Origin of the sequence: Aeromonas sp. Lyrl_2 (assembly GCF_051948815.1) — a bacterium.
GTDB lineage: Bacteria > Pseudomonadota > Gammaproteobacteria > Enterobacterales > Aeromonadaceae > Aeromonas > Aeromonas veronii.
The window spans coordinates 1-22,024 of the sequence record NZ_JAYJLJ010000027.1; the positions used below are offsets into that span (position 1 = coordinate 1).

Sequence of the window (22,024 nt, forward strand, 5' to 3'; positions counted from 1 at the left end):
GTGTTTCCATACACCACCTTGATTTGCATGTTGTGGATGAGTCAGCGGCTTGCCGGTCAGTGTGTTTGGATCAAAAAGGGACCGGGCGAGATATGGCATGGCTACCGCCCCTGAATTTCAGCCTCCAGTCTGCTGCGTTTCACCAACGGGATGGGGTTGGCATGGCTCATGGGAGACTCCGACGAGGCAATTGTTGCCAAATGGCAATATTAACCATGGCGCTGTGGAGAGAAAGCTCAATATTGAGATTTTCTGTGCAAGATCAATAAATTAATCAAATGTCACCCACGATTGATGACGCGCCCAGATAGCGTGAACAACCATTCTTGAACTATCTCCATAGAATATTCATGGTCATATCTGGCTTGAGCTAGCATAAAACTCTTTGTTATTGTCCGCATTCCCCGCTGAAATAGCTTATTTATCTATAAATCAACAAGATAGCATTATGTGGTGGCGTCGCGGGGGCATCTGCTATCGGGAAGGAGAGTTATGAAGTCGCAGTTCAAAGTGGCGCTGGCCATGTTGGCCCTGTTCGTCGTCCAAGGCTGCACAGCCCCGGATTCATCCGCCAAACGCAATGCACCCGGCCCGGTGCTGACAGTGCATTACGAAAGTGCCCCCCTGATCCCCGTCACCATCGCTGGTGAGCAGTACCAGTTTTTGCTGGATACCGGGGCCAGTATCACCTTTATCGATCGTCGTCTGGCCAGCCGCTTCAAGGCGCTGACCTTAAGTGAATTGCCCAGGGCCTATCAGGCTGATTTTGCTAGTGTGAACAGCGTTTCGAGCCAACTGGGCAGCGAGCAGCTTGGCTTTGTTGAGCCGCAGCCCTTCTCGGTGGGGTCGGTCACCATTGATGACAGCGATCTGTGGGCAACCGTTGATTTCGATCTTTTCTCCCAGTCTCTCGGCAGCCGTATCGATGGCATCCTCGGGATCGACACCATCCGCCGTTTCAACTGGGTGTTTGAGCGCGACAAGCATCAGCTAACTGCTTTGCTGACGGCACCGTCGGCAGCCACGTTCGAGCGTTGCATCGGCTATGAAGACAGCTACAACCGCTCCCCGGCAGTGTATCTGACCCACGGTGAGAGCAGCGTGCGCATGTATCTGGATACCGGGGCCGATCAGAGCTATGCCGACCATGCCTTTATCGACTTTATGGTGAGTCAGAAGGCGATCTCTGGCGAAGATGCGATGCCACGCAAAGGGGTGGACGCCAGCGGTATGGTGGAGGGGCGTGAACATATCCTCACCGGCCTGCACTTTGATGAGCGCCAGCTCGGTGAGCTGCGCGTGTCGGAAAACAGCAATGAGCAGTATGGTCTGGGGCTGGATTTTGTTAACCGCTTCAATCGCTTTGCGATCATGCCCGGGCGGATGATGCTCTGCTACGACGCCGACAGCCTGGCGCGCAAAGTGCCCCCAATCCTGCGCAATATCGGGGTGCGTTTTGATGGCGAGCATCTGCAGGTCTACTACAGCGACGAACGGGATCTGGCCCTCTATGGTCTGGCCAACGGCGACATTCTGGAGCAGATCAACGGGGTGGCTTATCGTCCCCTCGATATCGACAAGGTGCGTGAGCTGCTCAGCACCGGCAAGCCGGGGTCGCTCAAGTTGCGGATTGTGCGGGAAGGAAAACCGCTGGATATCGCTATCTAGTCAAGGTGGGGCGGCAAGACGAGCCGCCCCCATGAGCCTCAGCCCTTGGTCGGATTTTCCATGCAGGTGAGGGTTGGCTGGCCGTAACGCTCCAGCGTGGCGTCGTCCCCCTTGGTGAAGAAGGTAAGGTTTTGCCCTTCATAACGGGCGCCGCTGGCGCTGGGGGCTTCATAGGCGAGCACTTGTTGCTGCTTGTCGCCCTCGCTCAGGTTGATCACCGCGGCGGGCAGCTTGGCATCGTTATAGAAGTAGGTGGAGAGAGTGACGTTCTTGCCGCACTGGTAGTTGACCGGTGCCGGCACCATCAGCTGGCCGCCGCTGATCTGCAGTTCGGTGATCCGCAGCAGGTAGTTATCCTCCACACACTGGCGCAGATCCTGCCCCTTCCAGCAGTCGTTACGACCCTTGATCCAGCCGCGCTGCATGGCGCGCTCGGTCTTGAGCTGTTCGGGAGAGAGCGCAGCAATCGCCTTGGGGTAGAGGGCCGCCAGTTCGTTATCAAGGGCGGCCAGTCCGGCATCCTTGCAGATCAGGGTTTCGACCGACCCGGAGGCTTTGGTGCAGTCAAAGGAAGGGGTTGCGGCGCTGGCCAGCAGAGGGGCAAACAGCAGGGTGGCAAGCAAGGTCTTGTTCATCGATAGATTCCAGCAATGAGGAGGGCATATCTGCCTACTACAGCACACTCTACAGGGCAATGCAGCAGGGGAGCCGAGCCCAGTTTCACTGCTGAATGGTTGCCAAACGGAAAAACCCGACACTCCTGGCCGGAATGTCGGGTTTTTTGTGGCCGCGATAAAGGGGGGGGTGGTTTGCCCGGTTGATCAGGCCAGCGCCAGTTGCTGACTGCGGGCGCGCCATAGCCGCTCGTGGAAGAAGAACACCACGGTGTTGATGGCCGGTTCGATCATCGCCATCACGCCGCCGGTGAGCAGCTCGCCGCTCAGCAGGAAGGCAACCCCGAAGGCCACCGAGAAGTGGACTACCGCGAAGCTGCTGGTCTTGGCCTGCAGGCTGTGATTTGGCTTGAGCTTGTGCCAGCCAAGGTCATGAAAGTAGAAGGCGACCGTGTTGACGGCGGGCTCGATCAGGGCAATCAGGCTGGCGGTCAGCAGCTCACCGGTCAGCAGGTAGGCCACGGTAAAGGCGACACCGAAGTGCAGGATGGCAAAGCTGATGGTCTTTTTCATGATGGCGGCTCCCTTGGTTGATGGTGAGAGTATCCGCCGAAATAAGATTAAATGAAAACTATTCTCATCTATTGCCAGAATAGAGAGAACCTATCAACGGGCGAGTTGCCGGTGCGCTTCAGCGGTTGCCAATCGCAACCAAGGCGATAAAGTACAGGTTCTTCACACTTGCCCATGAAAAAGGATCTTTCATGAATATCAATGCCACCCTGCTTGGCCAGTTCATTGCGTTGCTAATGGTCATTGTCGGCCTCATCGCCTGGCGACTGGCGCGCAGCAAGAGCGAGCATCCGGCGCTGGTCACCCTAATCTGCTCCCTGCTCTGCCTGTTTCCGCCCTTTGGCCTGCTGGCCCTGTTGCTGGTTGCGCTGAAACAGGATCTGCCCGCCCGCTCATAGGGCGCGCAGGTTCAGGCTGCCGCACACACCGGCCGCACCAATAGCAAAAGCCCCGTGATGGGGCTTTTGCTTTTGAATTCGGTGAGCGCAGCGGGGGCGGGGATTAATCCTCAGCCTTGTTGAGCCACTCCACCTTGTACTGTGCGCCTGCGCCCTGTGCCAGCTTGGCACACAGGGGCTTCAGGAAGGCTTCAATCTGCTCGTCCAGCATCCAGGGCGGGCTGATGATCAGCATGCCTGAGCCGTTCATGCCCCAGTCGGCGGTCTGACCGGCCACTTCCAGCTCGGCCACTAGGACGTTGCCGAAGTTCTCGCGCTTGATGGCGCGCAGCATGTCGCGGGATTTGTCTGCCTCTTGCCCGAGGATCGGATACCAGAGGGCGTAGATGCCGGTCGCCCAGCGCTTCTGCGCCTTTTTCAGGGTATCGACCACGGCGAAGTAATCTTCTTTGAGCTCATAGGGCGGGTCGATCAGCACCAGCCCGCGGCGCGGGGTCGGTGGCAGCAGGGCGATCAGCCCCTCGAAGCCGTCGCGGTGGTGCACGGCCACGCGAGGGTCGTAACCCATATTGGCGCGCAGGTCTTCGACCTCGTTGTTGTGCAGCTCCATCAGCGCCAGCTTGTCCTGCTCGCGGGTGAGGCGACGGGAGAGCTCTGGCGAGCCGGGGTAGTAGTGCAGCTGACCATCGCTGTTCATCTCCTCAATGACGCCCAGATAGGGGGCCATGGCAGACCACTGGGCCCGCTCGTCCCACAGGCGGCCGATGCCGCCGGCATACTCGGCCTTCTTCTGGGACCAGTCGCCGCGCAGGTCGTAGAGACCGCCACCGGCATGGGTGTCCAGCACGATGAAGGGTTTCTCCTTCTTCTTGAGGGACTCGATGATCAGGGCCTGAACGGCGTGTTTCAGCACGTCGGCATGGTTGCCGGCGTGAAAGGCGTGGCGGTAGCTCAGCATATTAGATCTCTGAGGGGGCCCTGCTGGGCACCCAGTAACGATAGATAGTTCAACAAATTGCGGCTGTTGCCGCGAAATAGGGAGAGGCTGCGCAGGGTCTGCAACAGGACGCCCTGTTGCAGCCGCTCCAGCTCCAGTTCGTGGGCCAGCATCGACTGATACTGCTGCTCGTCGAGCCGCGTCTTGGCGCTCTGGCGCAGGGCGCGCCACGGGGTCAGCACCGCCTCGGTCTGCACCAGCGCCGGTTGCAGATCGGTGAGATCGACCACGATGCCGAGCTGATCGAGCCGGTGCAGCAGCAGCGCCAGATTGACGTTGCCCCCCTGCTCCTGCACGGTGAGCCAATCCAGGCTGCGCTCACCATAGACCTTGCCGCTCCAGTGCCAGAAGCCGATCGGCGTCGGCAATTCGTGGACCGCGACCCGCTCGCCGGCCATCAGCTGTTCGTCACGCAAAGAAGGCCTGCTCCATGGTTTCCAGCTCTTCGGAGAGGCTCATCCACTCCAGCTCCACCTCTTCCAGCTGCTCCTTGAGGGGGCCCTGGGATTTGAGCAGCTCGGAGAGCTTGGTTTTAGCGCTCTCTTCGTAGATGGCGGGGTCGGACAGTTGGCTCTCGATGTCGCCAAGCTTGCCTTGCAGCTTCTCCATGCTCGCTTCGAGCTTTTCCAGCTTCTGGCGAAGGGGGCGGGTCGCTTGCCGGAACTCCGCCTCGCGTCGCTTCTGATCCTTGCGCGCCACCGCCGAGTTGGCGGAGACAGGGCCATCCGCCGGTTTGGCGTTGGCCTCTTTCTCCTGCTCGCCGAGCCACTTGTGGTAGTCGTCGAGATCGCCGTCGAACGGCTCGACCCGGCCACCGTGCACCAGATAGAAATCATCTGTGGTGGTGCGCAGCAGGTGACGGTCGTGGGAGACCACTACCATGGCCCCTTCGAAGCCTTGCAGCGCCATGGTGAGGGCGTGGCGCATCTCCAGATCCAGGTGGTTGGTCGGTTCATCGAGCAGCAAGAGGTTGGGCTTTTGCCAGGTGATCAGCGCCAGCACCAGCCGCGCTTTTTCGCCGCCGGAGAAGGGGGCCACCTTGTCGAGCGCCTTGTCACCGTGAAAACCGAAGCTGCCCAGATAGTTGCGCAGCTCCTGCTCGGTCTTGTCCGGCGCGAGGCGGGCCAGATGAGCGAGCGGGGAATCATCGAGACGCAGGGTCTCCAGCTGATGCTGGGCGAAGTAGCCGATGCTCACCCCGGCGCTCACTTCGAGCTTGCCGGAGAGCGGCGGGTTGGAGCCGGACAGCATCTTGATAAAGGTAGACTTACCGGCGCCGTTGCGACCGAGCAGACCGATGCGCGAACCCGGTACCAGATTGAGTTTGATCTTCTCCAGGATCACCTTGTCGCCGTAACCGGCAGAGAGGTTCTCCATGGCGATGAGCGGGGTCGGCAGGGCCGACGGCTCGCGAAACTCGAAGCTGAATTCGGAGTCTGCGTGGGCGGGCAGGATCTTCTCCATCCGCTCCATCGCTTTCAGGCGGCTCTGGGCCTGACGGGCTTTGGAGGCCTTGTAGCGGAAGCGATCCACATACGCCTGCATGTGGGACATCTCCCGCTGCTGCTTCTCGTACATGGACTGCTGCTGGGCCAGCTGTTCGGCGCGCTGCAGTTCGAAGTCGGAGTAGCCGCCGGTGTATTCGTTGAGCTTGCCGTTCTCGATATGGATGATGCGGCTGATGACCGAATCGAGGAAATCGCGGTCGTGAGAGATGAGCACCAGCGTGCCCTGATAGCCCTTGAGCCACTTCTCCAGCCAGATCACCGCATCGAGATCCAGGTGGTTGGTCGGTTCATCGAGCAGCAGCAGATCGGAGCGGCAGAGCAGCGCCTGAGCGAGGTTCAGACGCATGCGCCAGCCACCTGAGAAGCTGCGCACCGGCGAGCTCAACTGCTCATCGCTGAAACCGAGGCCGTGCAGCAGCTCGGCGGCGCGGGCGCGAATGCTGTAGGCGCCGATGGTGTCGAGCTTGCTGTGCAGCTCGGCCACCAGCAGGCCGTTGTCATCCTGCTCGGCCTGGGCGAGCGCGGCCTCCAGCGCGCGGAACTCCTTGTCGCCGTCGATCACGTAGTCGAGGGCAGAGCAATCGAGCGCCGGGGTCTCCTGCGCCACGCCCGCAATCTGCCAGCCGGCGGGCAGGCTGAAGCTGCCGCTGTCGATGGCCAGCTCCCCCCGTACCAGTGCAAAAAAGGTGGACTTGCCACAGCCGTTTTTGCCCACCAGACCCACCTTGTGGCCTGGGTGAATGGTGGCGGAGGCGTTGTCCAGCAGCTTGCGGCCGCCGCGGATCAGTTCGATTTGACTGGCAACTATCATGGGTGGGATCTGCTTGCTCAAAATGGAGGAGAAAAACTGGCGCGGATCTTACGTGAAATGACGCTGATTTGCACTGTAGCGGAGGGCTGGCCACTGGCTGGCGCTGCAAAAACATGCCATAACAGAGAAACCAGTTTGGTTACGGGAGGTTAGCATGCATATCAGGGATATTATGACGACCCGTGTCGCCACCGTTTCAATGGATGATCGACTCCGAGTCATCAGGGATATCTTCGAGCAGGCACACTTTCGCCACCTGCTTGTGCTGGAAGAGGAGGAGCTGGTGGGGGTCATTTCGGATCGGGATCTGTTCCGCGCCATCAGCCCCTATCTCGACTCCGAAGCCGAGATGAGCCGCGATACCGAAACCCTCAACAAGCGGGCCCACCAGATCATGAGTCGTCAGCTCGTCACCATCGCTCCCCATCTCACCGTGCGCGACGGTGTCAAGCTGATGCTGGAGAAGGGGGTCTCCTGCCTGCCGGTGCTGGAGAATGGCGCCCTGGTCGGCATCATCAGCTGGAAAGATTTTCTCAAGGCGGCGCTGGAGAGTGACGCGCTGGTTTGAGCCCAACGCTCATCGTCATCAGCTGACAGAGAACCAACATAGAGAGAGGGGAGCCAAGGCTCCCCTCTCTCTATGTTGGCTTTGCCGACAATGCCGGTTTGCACGCTGCTTGCATCATCACAGCTCGGGCTGCCCTGCGACAAGACAGGAGGGGCCGCTGCCGGAGAGGTGTGGCTGCAGATGGGTACGGATCTCCTGCAGGGTGCGCTGGTACTGCTGGGCATGCTGATCGAGAAACGCGGGGCTGTGCTTGAGGCGCCGCTCCAGGGTATCGACCAGCAGCGCCACCCTGGGAGCGGCCATACCCGCAGGCCAGCAGTGTTGCAGCAGCTCCAGCAGTTGCCAGGCATCGCCCGGCAGGGCGGGGAACTCCTCCAGCAGTTGCAAGCCCGCTTGCAGGGCGGTCTGATACTGGCTGGCCTGCATCGCTTTGTGGCGCAACTGGCGCAGTTCGCTCAGCCGTTGTTCCCTCGCCGTCAGGCGCTGGCCCAGCTCGGCCACCAGATGGTGGAACAGCTGGCGGGTGAGCGGGTGGGGCGCCACCCTGACGCGGTATTGGGTCAGCTGGGTCAGGTAGCGCTGGGCGTGGTGGGGCAAACCGCAGAACTGGCTGACCGCAAAGCCGAGCAGCAGGGTGAGGTGGTTGTCGCTCCCCTCATCCGGCTGGTGGTGGGCAATCAGGATCAGCGCCTCGTCAAATCGGTAATCCAGCCCCAGCATCAACGCCTGCAGCAGCTCATATTCGTGGGGTTGCAGGTGGACGGTGCGCTTGAGGTGCTCCCACTCCTGTTGCAGGGAGCGGATCCGGTTGCTGGAAGGGGCGTGCCACAGCACCGCCAGACTGGCATTGAGCATGAAGCTGTCGATGGCGAGCCGGACGCGCTGCTCGCTGAAGTGGCGCAGGGTCAGGCTGTTGGCCTGCTCCAGCACCTTCTCCTCATCTTGCAGCACCAGCCCGAGCAACATCGCCAGCTGGTGCCAGCGCGGCTGATGGGGGCGGATCTGCAGCAGCTCTCCCATGGTCTCCCACGCCGCCAGCCAGTGATGCTGATGCAGCTGGCTGGCGAGTTGCAGCTCCAGCCGGGTGGCCATCGAGACGCTGGCTTGATGGCGCTGCAAGTCGGTCCGGGCGCTCTGCAATTTGCCGAGCCCCAGCATGGCGTAGAAGAGCCCGGCCCTTGGCCAGCTCGCCTGATATTCGTTGGCACAGAGGGCATAGTGCTGGGCGGCAGTGATCCGCTCGGCTGATTGCAGCAGAAGGTAGCCCTTGAGCCGATCCAGCCAGGGGGTCAGCGAGCGATTCTCCCGTTGAAACAGCAGGTCTTCACAGAGGGCGGTAGCCAGTTGCCACTCCCGCAGCAGAATGGGGGCGGCCAGCGTGCGGGTCAGGTTGCTTAACTTCACCAGCTGGCCGAGCACCGCGGTGAGCTGCTGGGTCATGAAGGGAAGAGCCAGATAGAGGGAGAAGTAGAGATCCGAGGGGAGAAACTCCTGCTCGCTCTGATCGGCATCGAGCAGCAGCAATACGCAACCGGGTTGCAGCAGGCCGAGATAGTGCGCTTCGTGCAGTAGCCGGGCTCCGTCAAGATCCTGCTGCTTGTCCTGCTGACAGATGATGGCGTCGAAGGCGTGCTGTTGCAGCAGGGCCAGCAGGCCACTGCGCTCGTGGTTTGGATGGCTGTGGTAGTGGATCCGGTCGGCGGGCACCCCCTGTTCGGTCAGTTCCCGGGTGATGGCGCTACGGAGCAGGGGATCCTCTTCGAGCAGCAGTATCGTCATGCAGGTACTTCCTGTGAGCAAACCATTAGGTTGATTATGGTAGACCCAAGAGGAACATAGGCACAGTGCTCGCTGAGTTAAAAGCTGACAGTAGCCAGCAGGGGGCTGGAGGGCGCACTATGGGCTGTTATTTCAATCGGTTATGCCACATCTCAGGGCGGCAACCTGTTATTGACGAGGGCGGATCTGCGCCCCGAAGGGGCAGTCGCTCTGGCGGATCAGCCGCGACCCCTTGCCCTGTTCCCCCAGCCAGCTTAATTCCAGTTTGCCAAGGCGGCCCAGATGGCGCAGCTCGAACTCGTAGCGCTGGCAGAGGTTGTCCTGGGGCAGACTCGCCATCCCCGCTGGCAGTCGGTATTGATAGCGCAGGAGTGGCCCATCCTCCAGTTTGCTGGCCACCGGCACCAGCCCCTCTGGGGTGGGCTGCGGCGCCCCGAGTGCGCGGCGCAAACTGAGCGGTGCATCGATCGCCTTTTGATAGTGCAGGCCGTTCATCGCCGCCAGCTCCTCTTCCAGTCGTTGCAACTCCCCTTCCAATCCATTGAGCGCGGCCCCCAGCTGCTGGTGGGTCGTTGACGAGGCGCAGCCACCCAACAACAGGGGGGCAAGCAGCAGGGCGGCTCTGATGGAGGGCACGGCATCTCCTTGGCTATGACGATGAAGCGTGAAGGTCAGGTCGGCTGGCCCTGACTATAGCAGGGGATTGCTGGGGGGCGTCCCCTGCAGCAGTTGGGCCAGACGGGCCAGCCCTTCGCCGACCCGGGCGTCGGTGGCGGGTTGGCTCAGGCTCAGGCGCACCCCTTGCGGAGCGGCAAACTGACCGGCGGCGAAGTGTTCCCCGCTCGCCACGCCAACGTCAAGGGCGTCGGCGGCAGCAGCAAACTGCTGGCTGCGCCAGGGCTCCGGCAGCGGCAGCCAGGCGTGCATGCTGCCCGGCTGCCAGCGGGCGGCGGGCAGCAGGTGGCGCAGCAGTTCGCCACGGCGTTTGAGGATCTCTCGCTGCTGCTCGACCAGCGGCATGATCTGGCGCTGACTGACCATTTTGCAGGCGAGCTCGATCAGCAGCGGGCTCACCATCCAGCTCGACAGCCGCATGGTCTGGGCGAAGGCGCTGCGCAAGGCGGGGGGCGTCAGCACGAAGCCCACCCGCAGGCCGCCGCAGGCGATCTTGGCCAGACTGCCCAGATAGATGACCCGCTCCGGCGCCAGATTGACCAGAGGGATCACAGGTTGCTGGGGCAGCAGGCCGTTGACGTCATCCTCGATGATCAGCAGATCGTGGCGACGGGCGATGGCGACGATGGCCTCTCGCCGCGCCAGACTCATGATGGCGGTGGTGGGGTTTTGCAGGGTCGGGGTGAGGTAGAGCAGCTTGGCCCGGCGGGTACGGCAGGCGGCGTCCAGCGCCTCGGGCAGCAGCCCCTCCTCGTCCATCGCCAGCCCCACCACCTGATTCTTCAGCTGGCGGGCATTGCCCAGCATACCGGGGTAGCTCAGCCCCTCGCACAGGATGGTCTCCCCCACGCAATTGGTCGCCAGCAGCGCCAGCATGATGCCGTGCTGGGCGCCGTGGCTGAATAGCAGGCGATCCTCACTGCAGGCCACCCCTTGCTCCGCCAGCCAATCGACAAACTGCTGGCGCTGATCCGGTCGTCCCGCCTCCTTGTCGTAGCCGAGCAGGGCGTTGAGATCCCCGTCCGCCACTTCCCCCAGCATGGGGCGAATGATGGCCGCCCGATCCAGCTGTACCGGCAGGTTTTGCCACAGCTCGATGCGGTGCCCCTCCTCCTGGCGGATCACCCACTCATTGGCGGGATCCGTGTTCGCTCCCTTGACCCAGGTGCCGTGGCCCACCCGGGCGGCCAGCAGGCCGCGCCGCTCCGCCTCGCTGTAGGCGCGGGTGACGGTGCCGACGGTGACACCCAGACGATCCGCCAGGGATCTGTGGGTAGGCAATCGGGTCTGCGGTGGCAGCTCGCCATTCGCGATCCCCTGTTCGATCGCTTTGACCAGCTTGAGGTAGAGGGGGCCATCGAAGGCAGCAAGGTCGGGTGTCCAGATTGTCATGGTGACAATAAATCCATTGATCCAAATTTGTTGTCAATATAGCGTGAATTTCAACCTGATAACAACCAAATAGCACACATTGTATCGATACAATGTGGCAAGTAAGGAGTCACAATATGACGATGGAGTGGTATGTCACCCTGTTCGGTTTTGCCGTACTCACCTGCGGTACGCCGGGGCCCAACAACCTGATGCTGACGGCCTCCGGCGCCAACTTCGGGGTGCGCCGCACCCTGCCACATCTGCTCGGGGTGGGGCTGGGGCAGCCGGTGTTGCAACTGGTGCTGGCGCTGGGGCTCTATCCGCTGTTCGAGCGCTGGCCCTTGTTGCGCCTCGGTTTGCAGATCTTCGGCAGCCTCTATCTGCTCTGGCTGGCGTGGCGTATCGCGGTGGCCGGGGCGCCGGGGGATCCGGCACGGAGGGCCCGTCCGCTAACCATGCTGGAGGGGCTGGGCTTTCAGTTCCTCAATCCCAAGGCGTGGATGATGGGGATCTCCGCCATCAGTCTGTTCAGCCTGCCCGGCGCCAGTTACTGGTCGAGTCAGCTGGCGGTGATGGTCATGTTTGTGCTGGTGGCCCTGCCGGTCTGCTTTGTCTGGGTATTGTTCGGCCATCAGCTGAGCAACTGGATCAGCTCGGATCGGGGCTGGCGGCGACTCAACGGTTCTCTCGGCCTGCTGACGGCGCTCTGCGTGGTGATGCTCTGGTATTGAGCCGTGTTGCGCTGGAGGGGGAGGTGGCCGAGAAAGAGGCATTTCTGACTTGTCGCCACGGGGTTGGCTCTGCATATTAGAAGGCTTTCCCCATAACTGGGGCGTTGAATCGACAAGAGGTTGAGATGGATCTGAACTGGTTACTGCCCCTGGCGGGGTTTGCCCTGGTTACCTGCGGCACGCCGGGGCCAAATAACATGTTGCTCACCAGCGCCGGGGCGGCGCAGGGGTTTCGCCGCACGATTCCCCTGCTGGTGGGGGTGGTGGGGGGGATCAATCTGATGATCCTCGCTACCGCGCTGGGGCTTGGCGTGGTGTTCGAGAAGGTGCCGCTGCTGCACGATGGCCTCAAGATTATCGGCTCGGCGTATCTGCTCTGGCTGGCGTGGAAGGTGGCGACCGCCAGCGGCCCGGCCGAGGGCAACCGTCCGCTCATTCCCGCCCATCAGGGGGCCATGCTGCAACTGCTCAACCCCAAGGCATGGATGATGGCGCTCTCCGCCATCAGCGGTTTCACTCTGGCGGGGGAGGCTTACTGGCCCTCCGCGCTCTGGGTGCTGGTGATCTTCTTTATTACCGGCCTCTACACCGGGGCGTTCTGGGTGTTGTTTGGTGCCCAGGTGCGGCAAATCATTCGCACTGCCCGGGGTTGGCGGCGTTTCAATCTCGGCATGGGGCTGGCGACGGCCGCCTGTGTCGGGATGATCTGGATTTAGCCCGGGGTTGACCCGGGCCTTTACCGGCTGTCTTGTTGGCCCTGCGGGGCCTTTTTTATCTCGCCTGCGTGACCTTGCCTGCAAGGTGGCGTGGTTCTGCCCTCCCTTGGGATGAAAGGAGTTCCTATGAAATGTATCGGTCTGCTGGGTGGCATGAGCTGGGAGTCCACCGTCAGTTACTATCAGGCGCTCAACCGCGGGGTGCGCGCACAGCTAGGTGGTTTGCACTCGGCGCGGGTGCTGCTCAACAGTGTCGACTTTGCCGGTATCGAGCGGTTGCAGCATGCCGGTGACTGGCCCGCTACCGCCCGTCTGCTGGCGGCGGAGGCGCGCAAGTTGCAGGATGGCGGCGCCGATTTCTTGCTGATCGGCACCAACACCATGCACAAGGTGGCCCCCGAGATTGAGGCGGCCATCGATATCCCGCTGCTCCATATCGCCGATGCCACTGCGGTCAAATTGCGGGCGGACGGGATAACCCGGGTTGGCCTGCTCGGCACCCGCTTCACCATGGAGCAGGAGTTCTACAAGGGGCGCTTGCAGGAGCGCTTCGGGTTGGTGGTGCTGGTACCCGATGAGACCGGGCGGGAGCGGGTACACAGGATCATCTATGACGAGCTCTGTCTGGGGGAGATCCGCGAATCGTCGCGGGCCGAGTATCTGGCGATTATCGAGGGGCTGGCAGCCGCGGGTGCCGAGGCGGTGATCCTTGGCTGCACCGAGATTGCCCTGCTGGTGGGGGATGCCCGGGCGGCGGTGCCGCTCTACGATACTACCGCCATCCATGCCGAAGCGGCGGTCGCGCTGGCACTGGCATCCGATTAATAAACTGGTCAGATCTCACTATTCATGCTTGTCTCATACCCCTTGCCATAAAAGCGTGTAAAATTGCGCCCTGAATTTTCCCCGGCCAACGCGGGTTGGCTGCGGTTTCCTAGCATGCAAGGCTGACATTGTGACTGAAGTAGATAGATTCGCGGATATTCGCCCTTACCGCGATGAAGAAGTGCCGGCAGCCATCGAACGGCTGATCCAGGATGATGAATTTATCGGCGCCATCGCCAAGTATCGTTTCGGTTCCCTGATGAGCTGGCTGGGTTGGGCCATCCGCCCGCTGATCCGCCTGTTCCTGCGCCGCAAATGGTCAAAAGTGACCACTGTGCATCAGGTCCAGATGGGGGTCACCCGGTATATGTCCCGCATGATCGCCACCTCCACCAAGGGGGTGACCTTCTCCGGGATCGAGCATCTGAAGAAAGAGCAGGGCTATCTGTTTGTCTCCAACCACAGAGACATCGCCATGGATCCGGCGTTCGTCAACTGGGGGCTGCACACCCACGGTTTCGATACCGTGCGCATCGCCATCGGTGACAACCTGCTGCGCAAACCCTGCGCTACCGAGCTGATGAAGCTCAACAAGAGCTTTATCGTCAAACGCTCCGCCAAGGGGCCGCGGGAGATGATGAAGGCGCTCGGCGAGCTGTCTGCCTATATCGGCAACTCGGTTCACGAAGGTCACTCCATCTGGATCGCCCAGAAGGAAGGGCGCGCCAAGAATGGCGATGACAAGACAGATCCCGCCATCCTCAAGATGTTCTACGTCGACGGCAAGAAGCAGAAGATCGACTTCGTCGAGTACATGCGCAGCCTCAATATCGTGCCGGTCAGCATCAGCTACGAGCTGGACCCTACCGACAAGGCGAAGGCGCGCGAGCTCTACGAGAAGTCGGTCAACGGCAGCTACGAGAAGGGCGAGTTCGAGGATATCGAGAGTATCGTCGCCGGTATCGTCGGTATGAAGGGGCGGGTACACGTCTCCTTCGGTGCGCCGATTACCGAGGGCTTCAGCGATCCGGACGAACTGGCCGCGCTGATCGACAAGGCGATCTGGAGCAGCTACCACCTCTTCCCCAGCAACTATCTGGCGGCAGATGTCTCCGGCAAGGCCAATACCATCGAGCAGGCGGCCTTCCTGACCCGTCAGTCAGAGGTGCCGGAAGAGCACAAGGCGATCTGGCGTGCCATGTACGCCAAACCGGTGGAAAACGCCAAAAAGGCTTGAATGAAACCGGTTGTTAAACGGTTTTGCGAAAAAAACGGGCGCTGATGCGCCCGTTTTTGCGTCTGGTCAAAGTCGAGGGGGAAAGGGTGGTGAATAATATGGTTTCAGCTGGTACGATCACTATGAAAATGGGATTATGTCTCTTGGCAAGGTGCTGACGAGTGTGTAACAGTGCCCATATAGCTGAACATGAGCAAAAGCTCTAAACCGGTTTGCACGGATTGCAGACGGCATTATTGAAGGACCTGTCACAGGTCCTTTTTCATTGGCTGGCAAAGATGCCGCCCAGATATACCTAACAGGAAACAGACGCCATGATCACCGGTAGCCTGAACACCCTGCAGCGGACGCCGCTGCCCGCCCCGCTGGCCCGCATTATGGCCGAGGTGGTGAAGAGCGTGGCGCACTGGGGTGATGCTCCGCTCGGCAAGACCGAGATCGATGGCCTCAACCTGTTCTGTCTGGTGAGCGAGGATCTGACCGAGCCAGCCGCGGATCGCCGTGGCGAATTCCATGAGCAGTATCTCGATATCCAGTTGCTGCTGCGCGGTGAAGAGTGGATAGGAGTGGGCCCCCACGACTACGTGAGCGACGGCGCCGACCATCCCCATCCCGACCTCTGGTTTGTCGATGACGAGCAGACCAGCTACCTGGCGCTGCAACCGGGCGATTTCGCCATCTTCTGGCCGGGCGAGCTGCACCGCCCGCTCTGTACCTTCAATCAGCCCGCCAAGGTGAAGAAGCTGGTGGTCAAGGTACACAAGGATCTGCTGGCTATCGCCTGAGCACTCCCATTGAGGCGAGCCCTGCGCAGCTGATGCGTTGAGGCTCGCAAGCATTGAAACCAGTGATACGCACCACAAGTTGCGATCACTCTTTCAAGAGCAAGAATTGAAAAATTGGACGCACCCTCCTGCGACCATAAGCCCCCGGCAGGGGAATCCCATCCTCTTTTGGATGACACGACACTGTCGGCATAAAGCCGAAGCACAGGAAGATGTAGAAAATGAGCAAGTTGGTATTGATCCTTAACTGCGGTAGCTCTTCCCTGAAATTTGCCGTAATGGACGCCGAAACAGGTGAGGACATGCTGTCCGGCCTGGCCGAATGCTTCAATCTGGATGATGCACGTATCAAATGGAAACTCCACGGGGTCAAGGGCGAAGCCATGCTGGGAGCGGGTGCCGCTCACCAGGAGGCCCTCGACCATATCGTGGGTCACATCCTGCCGCAGGATCCGACTCTTGCCGAGCAACTGGTGGCCATCGGTCACCGAATCGTACACGGTGGCGAGCAGTTCTCCCGCTCCGTGCGTATCGATGACGGCGTGATCGCCGGTATCGAAGCCGCCATTCCGTTCGCCCCGCTGCACAACCCGGCTCACCTCATCGGTATTCGCGCCGCGCTGAAAGTGTTCCCGCAGCTGTCCGAGAAGAACGTGGCCGTGTTCGACACCGCCTTCCACCAGACCCTGCCGCAAGAGGCCTACCTCTATGCGCTGCCGCACAAGCTCTACCGCGAACACGGCATCCGTCGTTACGGTGCCCACGGTACTTCTCACCGCTACATCGCGGAAGAAGCGGCAAAAGAGCTGGGCAAGCCGTTGAATGAGCTGAACATCATCAACTGCCACCTGGGTAACGGTGCCTCTGTCTGCGCCATCAAGAACGGCGAATCCGTAGACACCTCCATGGGTCTGACTCCGCTGGAAGGTCTGGCGATGGGTACCCGCTCCGGTGATATCGATCCGGCCGTGGTCTTCTTCATGCACGACCAGCTCGGTTACAGCGTGGAGCAGATCAACCACACCCTGACCCGTGAGTCCGGTCTGCTGGGGATGACAGAAGCGAGCAGCGATTGCCGCTACGTCACCACCAACTACGCCACCGACGCCGGTGCCAAGCGTGCGCTGGATGTCTTCACCTACCGGGTGGCCAAGTATGTTGGCGCCTATGCCGCTGCGATGGACGGTCGTCTGGACGCCGTGGTCTTCACCGGTGGTATCGGTGAGAACGCCGCCATGGTGCGCGAGATGGTGCTGAACCGTCTGGCGCTGTTTGGCTTCAAGGTGGACAAAGAGGCCAACAACGCCGCGGTTCTGGGTGGCGAAGGTCGCATCACCACCGCCGACAGCCGTTGCGCCATGGTGATCCCGACCAACGAAGAGCTGGTCATCGCTCGCGATGCCCTGAGCCTGGTCTGCTAAGTCAGCCTCGCTTTGAAACAACGCCCGGCCTGTGCCGGGCGTTGTCATTTCTGGCGTACGCCGATTTGACATGGGGGAGGGGAGCGGTACCCTGACCACCACTGTTTTTGCAGCCAGCGGGCTGCCCGGTTCGGGAGAGAGCAATGAAAGAGGCGTTTTTTAACTGGTTGTCGGGCCTTGGGGTGGAAGTGACCAACCTGATGGCGCTGGTGATCGCGCTGGGCTTTATCGTCATCACCTCGTTGCTGCTGCACATGGCGCTGCACCGGGTGTTGCTGGTCCGGCTGGTGGGGATCCTCGGCAAGGCCAAGCAGGTGTGGCTGCCGCCCCAGCTGCAACAGCGCCTCTTCAACCGGCTCGCCTTCGTTTTGCAGGGGGCCGTGCTGCTCGGTCAGGCGGAGATCTGGCTGCCCCGTCAATCGGATAGCCTCAAGCTTATCGAAATGGTGGCCCAGCTCTGGATTTTGCTGTTCCTGCTGCTGGCCTTCTTCGCCCTGCTCGACTGCCTGTTGTCGGTGAGCCGTTACACCCGCCTTGGTCGGGATTTGCCCCTGCGTGGCATCTTCCAGGGGGCCAAGCTGGTAGGCAGCATTCTGGTGGGCATCCTGATGATCGCCCTGCTGCTCGGCAAGTCGCCGCTGTTCCTGTTCAGCGGTCTGGGTGCCATGACCGCAGTGCTGATGCTGGTGTTCAAGGACCCCATCCTCGGGCTGGTGGCGGGGATCCAGCTCTCCGCCAACCGGATGCTGAGCGTCGGTGACTGGCTGCAGATGGACAAGTACGGCGCCGATGGCGAGGTGACCGATATTGGCCTCACCACGGTCAAGGTGTCGAACTGGGACAAGACCATCACCACCATTCCCACCTATGCCCTGATCTCCGACTCTTTCAAGAACTGGCAGGGGATGACCGAGTCCGGTGGCCGCCGCATCAAGCGCAGCGTCAATATCGACATGACCAGCGTGCGCTTTCTGACGGCCGAGGAGCAGTTGCAGCTCAAGCAGGCCCAACTGCTGGCACCCTATCTCAGCCGCAAGGAGCAGGAGCTGAGCGCTTACAACCAGCAGCTGAGCGATGCCCTGAGCTGTCCCATCAATGGTCGTCACCTCACCAACCTCGGCACCCTGCGCGCCTATCTGGATGCCTACCTGCGCGCCCACCCCGGCATTCGCAAGGACATGACCCTGATGGTGCGCCAGCTGGCACCCACGTCAGACGGTTTGCCGCTGGAAATTTACTGCTTCACCGCGACTACCGCATGGGCCGATTACGAAGGGATCCAGGCCGATATTTTCGACCATATCTTCGCCATCATTGAGCAATTTCATCTGCGGTTGCATCAATCTCCCACAGGTTACGATATGCGTGCCTGGCAACGGGGATAAACAGGGAAATGGGGCGGGTCGAGGACGTGGAAAAAACCGCATATTAATCATCGACCCGTCGCCACTTGTCAGTTGAAATTTGCCGTGCAGAGGAGAAAAATGGCGGCCTTCTCTTCGCGCCCCTGATCCCCTCTTGATCAGCTGCCAGCCCAGAGACGTCACTTCAAGTCATCATCATGGGAAAGTTATGAAGCTCCTTCGCAATAGTGTGGCAACACTCTGCTACAGCCTGCTGCTGACCGCTGCGCCGGTTTTCGCTGTTGAATATGCTCTGCCTGCGGCCAACAGCCGTCTGGTAGGGGAAAATCTGGAATACGTGGTTCCGGCCGAAGAGAACGGCCAGCCGCTGGAGGCCATTGCGGCCAAATTCCAGCTGGGGCTCACCAACATGACCGAAGCCAACCCCGATGCGGATCCCCTGCTGGTACAGACCGGCGAGAAGCTGGTGATCCCCCAGCAGCTGATCCTGCCGGATGCCCCCCGTGAAGGGATCGTGCTGAACGTGGCCGAGATGCGCCTCTACTACTACCCCAAGGGTAAAAAAGTGGTGGAAGTGCTGCCCATCGGTATCGGCCAGCTCGGTACCGATACTCCGGAAAACTGGGTGACCAGCGTGCAGCGCAAGAAAGCGGGCCCGACCTGGACCCCGACCGCCAAGATGCATGCCGAATATGCCGCCCGTGGCGAGAGCCTGCCTGCGGTATGGCCGGCCGGTCCGGACAACCCCATGGGTCTGTTTGCCCTCTACATCGGCAAGATGTACGCCATCCACGGAACCAACGCCAACTTCGGCATCGGCCTGCGGGTGAGCCACGGTTGCGTGCGTCTGCGCAACGACGACATCGCCTACCTGTTCAAGCAGGTACCGGTCGGTACCCGCGTCCAGTTCGTCAACCAGCCGATCAAGGCCTCTCTCGAGCCCAACGGTGTCCGCTATCTGGAAGTGCATCAGCCGCTGTCGCGTAGCGAAGAGGAGTTCAACTCCAAGCTGCCGGCACCGCTGCCGATGACTCCGGCGGTGACCCGCTTCATTGCCCACGCCGACAGCGACTCCCAACTGGTGAAGCAGGCGCTGGAGCAGCGCAACGGCATGCCGATGGCGATCAACCGCTAACGGTAAATCCCCGTCATGACAAAGGGCGAACAGCATGCTGTTCGCCCTTTTTGTTTCTGCTAGGTTGACTCAGCTTCGCAGCAGATTTGCCTGCAGCTCGCTGCCGAGCTGATCGAGCAGCTGGTAGCGCGCCTTGTAGCTGGCCCGCTTGCGGGAGGGGATCTCCTCCAGTGTCTTGCGGGGCACCTCCAGCGGCAGGCTCATCCAGAGTTCATCCTGCACGCTGCCCTGATGCTCCTGCCACAAGCCGTCGAGGTCGAACTTGACCCGATCGGCGGTGCGTTTGCTGCTCTGATAGACGTGGCTTTGGGTGCGGAGCCCGAGCAGGCTCTTGCACGCCAGCCCCCGAGCCAGCTCGGCGGCCATATAGACCAGCAGGGACATGGGGCGCAGTCCGCCGCACGCCTTGGTGACCTGCTTGATCTCCTCGCTCTGCCCCTTGCCGCCCTGCAGCGAGCAGATTTCGAGGGTCGGGTTCGGTGCGGGGCGCAGATTGAGGGCCATGTAATAGAGGGCCGCGTCACCCAGCTTGAGGGTCAGGCTCATCTCCCCCTCTTTGCCCATGTGGGTTTGGTAATCCAGTTGCAGGGTCAGCGGTGCCGTCAGCTTGTCGCTCTGCCACTGGGTCAGCAGCAGGCCGCGCCCGCTGTAGATTGCCAGCTGTTGCGCCTTGGGCAGCTGACGTGCCAGCTGCTGGTAGTGGCCGCTGATAAGCCCGGCTCGCAGGCGCTTGCGGAGCCCCTTGTGGCGATAGGGGTGAATCGGCTTTTCCAGAATATCGGGGAAGCGGCTGATCGCCTGCGCCAGCAGCGGTTGCTCCTGCTGCTGGCGATAGAGGGCGCGGGCGCCGGGATTGAGCCAGAGACGCCCCACATACTTGGCCCGTCGGATGAGATGACCCGACTCCTCCACCGGGTGAAGGCGGCGGGCGAGGGTTCGCAGGTGTGACAGATGAGATGACATGGTGCCGACCTCTGACTGGTGTGATGAGACAGGGCGGGGAGTGTAGGAGCGGGGCGCTGGCTTGTAAAAAAATGGATAGTAACAAAATGTGAAAACATAACGCTCAGTAGCGGCTGGCGCTGCGAGATGACCGTCACGGCCACGGCAGGAAATCTGGCGCCATCCTCTTGATGCGGCAGATGATTTGATGCGCAAAGGTTTTTATTGTGTTTTGTGTTTGTTAAAAGTGGTTGAGCTGGCGCGAACGGCTGATTAAGCTAGGCCGGTTTTTTAGGGATGAGCCCGTCACCAGAGCGGGCAGAAAATGACACAAAACGGAGTTTTGCATGACAGCTAGCACACCCATGTTAATCACCTTCCTGGTGTATATCCTCGGAATGGTGTTGATCGGCTTTGTCGCCTATCGTGCCACCCGCAACTTTGATGACTACATTCTGGGCGGCCGCCGGATGGGGAGCTGGGTGACCGCTCTCTCTGCCGGCGCCTCCGACATGAGCGGCTGGTTGCTGATGGGGCTGCCCGGCGCCGTCTTCGTCAGCGGCATCTCCGAGAGCTGGATCGCCATCGGTCTGGTGATCGGCGCCTACCTCAACTGGCGCTGGGTAGCGGGTCGCCTGCGGGTACATACCGAGAAGAACCGCAATGCCCTGACCCTGCCGGACTACTTCACCTATCGCTTTGAAGATCACAGCAAGGTGCTGCGCATTCTCTCGGCGCTGGTGATCCTGCTCTTCTTCACCATCTATTGCGCCTCCGGCGTGGTGGCCGGTGCCCGCCTGTTCGAGAGCACCTTCGGCATGGATTACAACACCGCCCTCTGGGTCGGTGCCGCCGCCACCATCACCTACACCTTCTTCGGCGGCTTCCTGGCGGTGAGCTGGACCGATACGGTGCAGGCGACCCTGATGATCTTCGCCCTGATCCTGACCCCGGTCTTCGTCATCATCGCCGTCGGCGGGATAGACAGCGCCATTATCGAGGTGGCCGCCAAGAGCGCCACCAACCTCGACATGTTCAAGAATCTGGATGTGATCGCCATTGTCTCGCTGATGGCCTGGGGCCTTGGTTACTTCGGTCAGCCCCACATTCTGGCCCGTTTCATGGCGGCGGATTCCCACCACTCCATGGCCAATGCCCGTCGCATCAGCATGACCTGGATGGTGTTCTGCCTCGCAGGCGCAGTGGCCATCGGCTTCTTCGGGCTGGCCTATTTTGCCCGCTTCCCGGAAGTGGCGGCTGGAGTGACCGGCAACCCGGAGCGGGTCTTTATCGAGCTCTCCAAGATCCTGTTCAACCCCTGGATCGCCGGGGTGCTGCTCTCCGCCATCCTGGCGGCAGTAATGAGCACTCTAAGTTGTCAACTACTGGTCTGCTCCAGCGCCATCACAGAGGATCTCTACAAACCCTTCCTGCGCAAGAACGCCTCCCAGCGTGAGCTGGTGTGGGTGGGTCGCCTGATGGTGCTGCTGATCGCGGTGATTGCCATCGCCGTCGCCATGAATCCGGAAAACCGGGTGCTGGGGCTGGTGAGCTACGCCTGGGCCGGTTTCGGTGCCGCCTTTGGTCCCGTGGTGCTGCTATCGGTGCTGTGGCCGCGAATGACCCGCAATGGCGCGCTGGCGGGCATGCTGGTCGGAGCCATCACCGTCATCGTCTGGAAGCAGTTCGGCTGGCTGGGGCTGTATGAGATCATCCCGGGCTTCCTGTTTGCACTGCTGGCCATCGTGGTGGGCAGTCTGCTGGGCGAAGCGCCCTCAAAAGCGATGCTGGAGCGTTTCCGCGATGCCGAGGAGGAGTACAACACGCCGGCCGAGAGCGCGGGAGAGCCGGTCGTGGTGAACTGATCCCCCTTACCGCTTTCTGATTGAGAGCCCCGCCCCCG

Annotated in this window: 21 protein-coding genes; 12 read left to right on the forward strand and 9 right to left on the reverse strand. The window is 61.1% G+C overall.

The genetic code is table 11. From position 1 onward, the window contains the following. Nucleotides 1-492 precede the first annotated feature (492 nt). Nucleotides 493-1,668 (forward strand): aspartyl protease family protein, encoded by a 1,176-nt coding sequence (locus VF684_RS18510; protein WP_440174359.1) that lies wholly within the window; start codon nucleotides 493-495, stop codon nucleotides 1,666-1,668. A gap of 38 nt (nucleotides 1,669-1,706) precedes the next feature. On the opposite strand, the gene VF684_RS18515 is transcribed toward VF684_RS18510, so the two are convergent. Continuing rightward, nucleotides 1,707-2,303 (reverse strand): MliC family protein, encoded by a 597-nt coding sequence (locus VF684_RS18515; protein ID WP_088868527.1) that lies wholly within the window; start codon nucleotides 2,301-2,303, stop codon nucleotides 1,707-1,709. 186 nt (nucleotides 2,304-2,489) lie between these two features. Further along, entirely contained in the window at nucleotides 2,490-2,855 is a 366-nt protein-coding gene (locus VF684_RS18520) for a DUF2061 domain-containing protein (RefSeq protein WP_042084552.1), read from the reverse strand. Nucleotides 2,856-3,046: 191 nt separating this feature from the next. On the opposite strand from VF684_RS18520, the gene VF684_RS18525 reads away from it, so the two are divergent. Continuing rightward, entirely contained in the window at nucleotides 3,047-3,253 is a 207-nt protein-coding gene (locus VF684_RS18525; RefSeq protein WP_127006139.1) for a hypothetical protein, read from the forward strand. 103 nt (nucleotides 3,254-3,356) lie between these two features. On the opposite strand, the gene VF684_RS18530 is transcribed toward VF684_RS18525, so the two are convergent. Genes VF684_RS18530 through VF684_RS18540 form a run of 3 tightly spaced genes read right to left on the reverse strand, consistent with a single transcriptional unit; the run spans nucleotide 3,357 to nucleotide 6,569 of the window. After that, nucleotides 3,357-4,211 (reverse strand): 23S rRNA (adenine(2030)-N(6))-methyltransferase RlmJ, encoded by an 855-nt coding sequence (locus VF684_RS18530; RefSeq protein ID WP_139441963.1) that lies wholly within the window; start codon nucleotides 4,209-4,211, stop codon nucleotides 3,357-3,359. Further along, on the reverse strand, nucleotides 4,205-4,666 hold the full coding sequence (locus tag VF684_RS18535; RefSeq protein ID WP_162516419.1) for a DUF2390 domain-containing protein: 462 nt from the start codon (nucleotides 4,664-4,666) through the stop codon (nucleotides 4,205-4,207). Before VF684_RS18535 ends, VF684_RS18530 begins: the two co-directional genes overlap by 7 nt. Continuing rightward, the gene (locus VF684_RS18540) at nucleotides 4,659-6,569 is read right to left on the reverse strand and encodes an ABC transporter ATP-binding protein (protein ID WP_139441964.1); all 1,911 of its coding nucleotides are present in this window, start codon (nucleotides 6,567-6,569) and stop codon (nucleotides 4,659-4,661) included. The genes VF684_RS18535 and VF684_RS18540 overlap by 8 nt, the downstream gene beginning before the upstream one ends. 154 nt (nucleotides 6,570-6,723) lie before the next feature. Here VF684_RS18540 and VF684_RS18545 point away from each other — a divergent pair, with 154 nt between their 5' ends. Continuing rightward, complete coding sequence (locus tag VF684_RS18545) at nucleotides 6,724-7,137, forward strand: CBS domain-containing protein (RefSeq protein WP_040068349.1); 414 nt, start codon at nucleotides 6,724-6,726, stop codon at nucleotides 7,135-7,137. 117 nt (nucleotides 7,138-7,254) lie between these two features. On the opposite strand, the gene VF684_RS18550 is transcribed toward VF684_RS18545, so the two are convergent. The 3 genes from VF684_RS18550 to VF684_RS18560 all read right to left on the reverse strand — a co-directional run bounded on the left by VF684_RS18550 (nucleotide 7,255) and on the right by VF684_RS18560 (nucleotide 10,983). Then, nucleotides 7,255-8,916 (reverse strand): hypothetical protein, encoded by a 1,662-nt coding sequence (locus VF684_RS18550; protein WP_139441965.1) that lies wholly within the window; start codon nucleotides 8,914-8,916, stop codon nucleotides 7,255-7,257. A 168-nt stretch (nucleotides 8,917-9,084) separates the two neighbouring features. Continuing rightward, on the reverse strand, nucleotides 9,085-9,552 hold the full coding sequence (locus VF684_RS18555; RefSeq protein WP_139441966.1) for a hypothetical protein: 468 nt from the start codon (nucleotides 9,550-9,552) through the stop codon (nucleotides 9,085-9,087). 54 nt (nucleotides 9,553-9,606) lie between these two features. Continuing rightward, nucleotides 9,607-10,983, reverse strand: coding sequence for an aminotransferase-like domain-containing protein (locus VF684_RS18560; RefSeq protein WP_139441967.1), 1,377 nt, complete (start codon nucleotides 10,981-10,983; stop codon nucleotides 9,607-9,609). Between the two features lie 116 nt (nucleotides 10,984-11,099). Here VF684_RS18560 and VF684_RS18565 point away from each other — a divergent pair, with 116 nt between their 5' ends. The 8 genes from VF684_RS18565 (at nucleotide 11,100) to VF684_RS18600 (ending at nucleotide 19,179) form a co-directional block, all read left to right on the forward strand. Then, the gene (locus VF684_RS18565) at nucleotides 11,100-11,696 is read left to right on the forward strand and encodes a LysE family translocator (protein WP_005335536.1); all 597 of its coding nucleotides are present in this window, start codon (nucleotides 11,100-11,102) and stop codon (nucleotides 11,694-11,696) included. Nucleotides 11,697-11,821: 125 nt separating this feature from the next. After that, nucleotides 11,822-12,412, forward strand: a complete 591-nt coding sequence (locus tag VF684_RS18570; protein WP_040068358.1) for a LysE family translocator — start codon at nucleotides 11,822-11,824, stop codon at nucleotides 12,410-12,412. A gap of 126 nt (nucleotides 12,413-12,538) precedes the next feature. Further along, nucleotides 12,539-13,237 carry an aspartate/glutamate racemase family protein gene (locus tag VF684_RS18575; RefSeq protein WP_204381570.1) on the forward strand — a complete coding sequence of 233 codons (699 nt, stop codon included), beginning with the start codon at nucleotides 12,539-12,541 and terminating at the stop codon, nucleotides 13,235-13,237. A 130-nt stretch (nucleotides 13,238-13,367) separates the two neighbouring features. After that, complete coding sequence (locus VF684_RS18580; protein ID WP_047439445.1) at nucleotides 13,368-14,474, forward strand: 1-acyl-sn-glycerol-3-phosphate acyltransferase; 1,107 nt, start codon at nucleotides 13,368-13,370, stop codon at nucleotides 14,472-14,474. Nucleotides 14,475-14,788: 314 nt separating this feature from the next. Then, entirely contained in the window at nucleotides 14,789-15,259 is a 471-nt protein-coding gene (locus VF684_RS18585; RefSeq protein ID WP_047439443.1) for a YhcH/YjgK/YiaL family protein, read from the forward strand. 221 nt (nucleotides 15,260-15,480) lie between these two features. Continuing rightward, nucleotides 15,481-16,680, forward strand: a complete 1,200-nt coding sequence (locus tag VF684_RS18590; protein WP_005354534.1) for an acetate kinase — start codon at nucleotides 15,481-15,483, stop codon at nucleotides 16,678-16,680. 143 nt (nucleotides 16,681-16,823) lie between these two features. Beyond that, on the forward strand, nucleotides 16,824-18,065 hold the full coding sequence (locus tag VF684_RS18595) for a mechanosensitive ion channel family protein (RefSeq protein WP_040068363.1): 1,242 nt from the start codon (nucleotides 16,824-16,826) through the stop codon (nucleotides 18,063-18,065). 187 nt (nucleotides 18,066-18,252) lie between these two features. Next, nucleotides 18,253-19,179 carry a L,D-transpeptidase family protein gene (locus tag VF684_RS18600; protein ID WP_005354531.1) on the forward strand — a complete coding sequence of 309 codons (927 nt, stop codon included), beginning with the start codon at nucleotides 18,253-18,255 and terminating at the stop codon, nucleotides 19,177-19,179. 69 nt (nucleotides 19,180-19,248) lie between these two features. Here VF684_RS18600 and VF684_RS18605 read toward each other — a convergent pair whose 3' ends face one another. After that, entirely contained in the window at nucleotides 19,249-20,142 is an 894-nt protein-coding gene (locus VF684_RS18605) for a VirK/YbjX family protein (RefSeq protein WP_047439441.1), read from the reverse strand. A gap of 326 nt (nucleotides 20,143-20,468) precedes the next feature. Between VF684_RS18605 and putP the strand changes: the two genes are divergently transcribed. Beyond that, nucleotides 20,469-21,986: a sodium/proline symporter PutP gene (gene putP, locus VF684_RS18610; RefSeq protein WP_139441971.1), complete on the forward strand. Its 1,518-nt coding sequence runs from the start codon at nucleotides 20,469-20,471 to the stop codon at nucleotides 21,984-21,986. Nucleotides 21,987-22,024 lie beyond the last annotated feature (38 nt).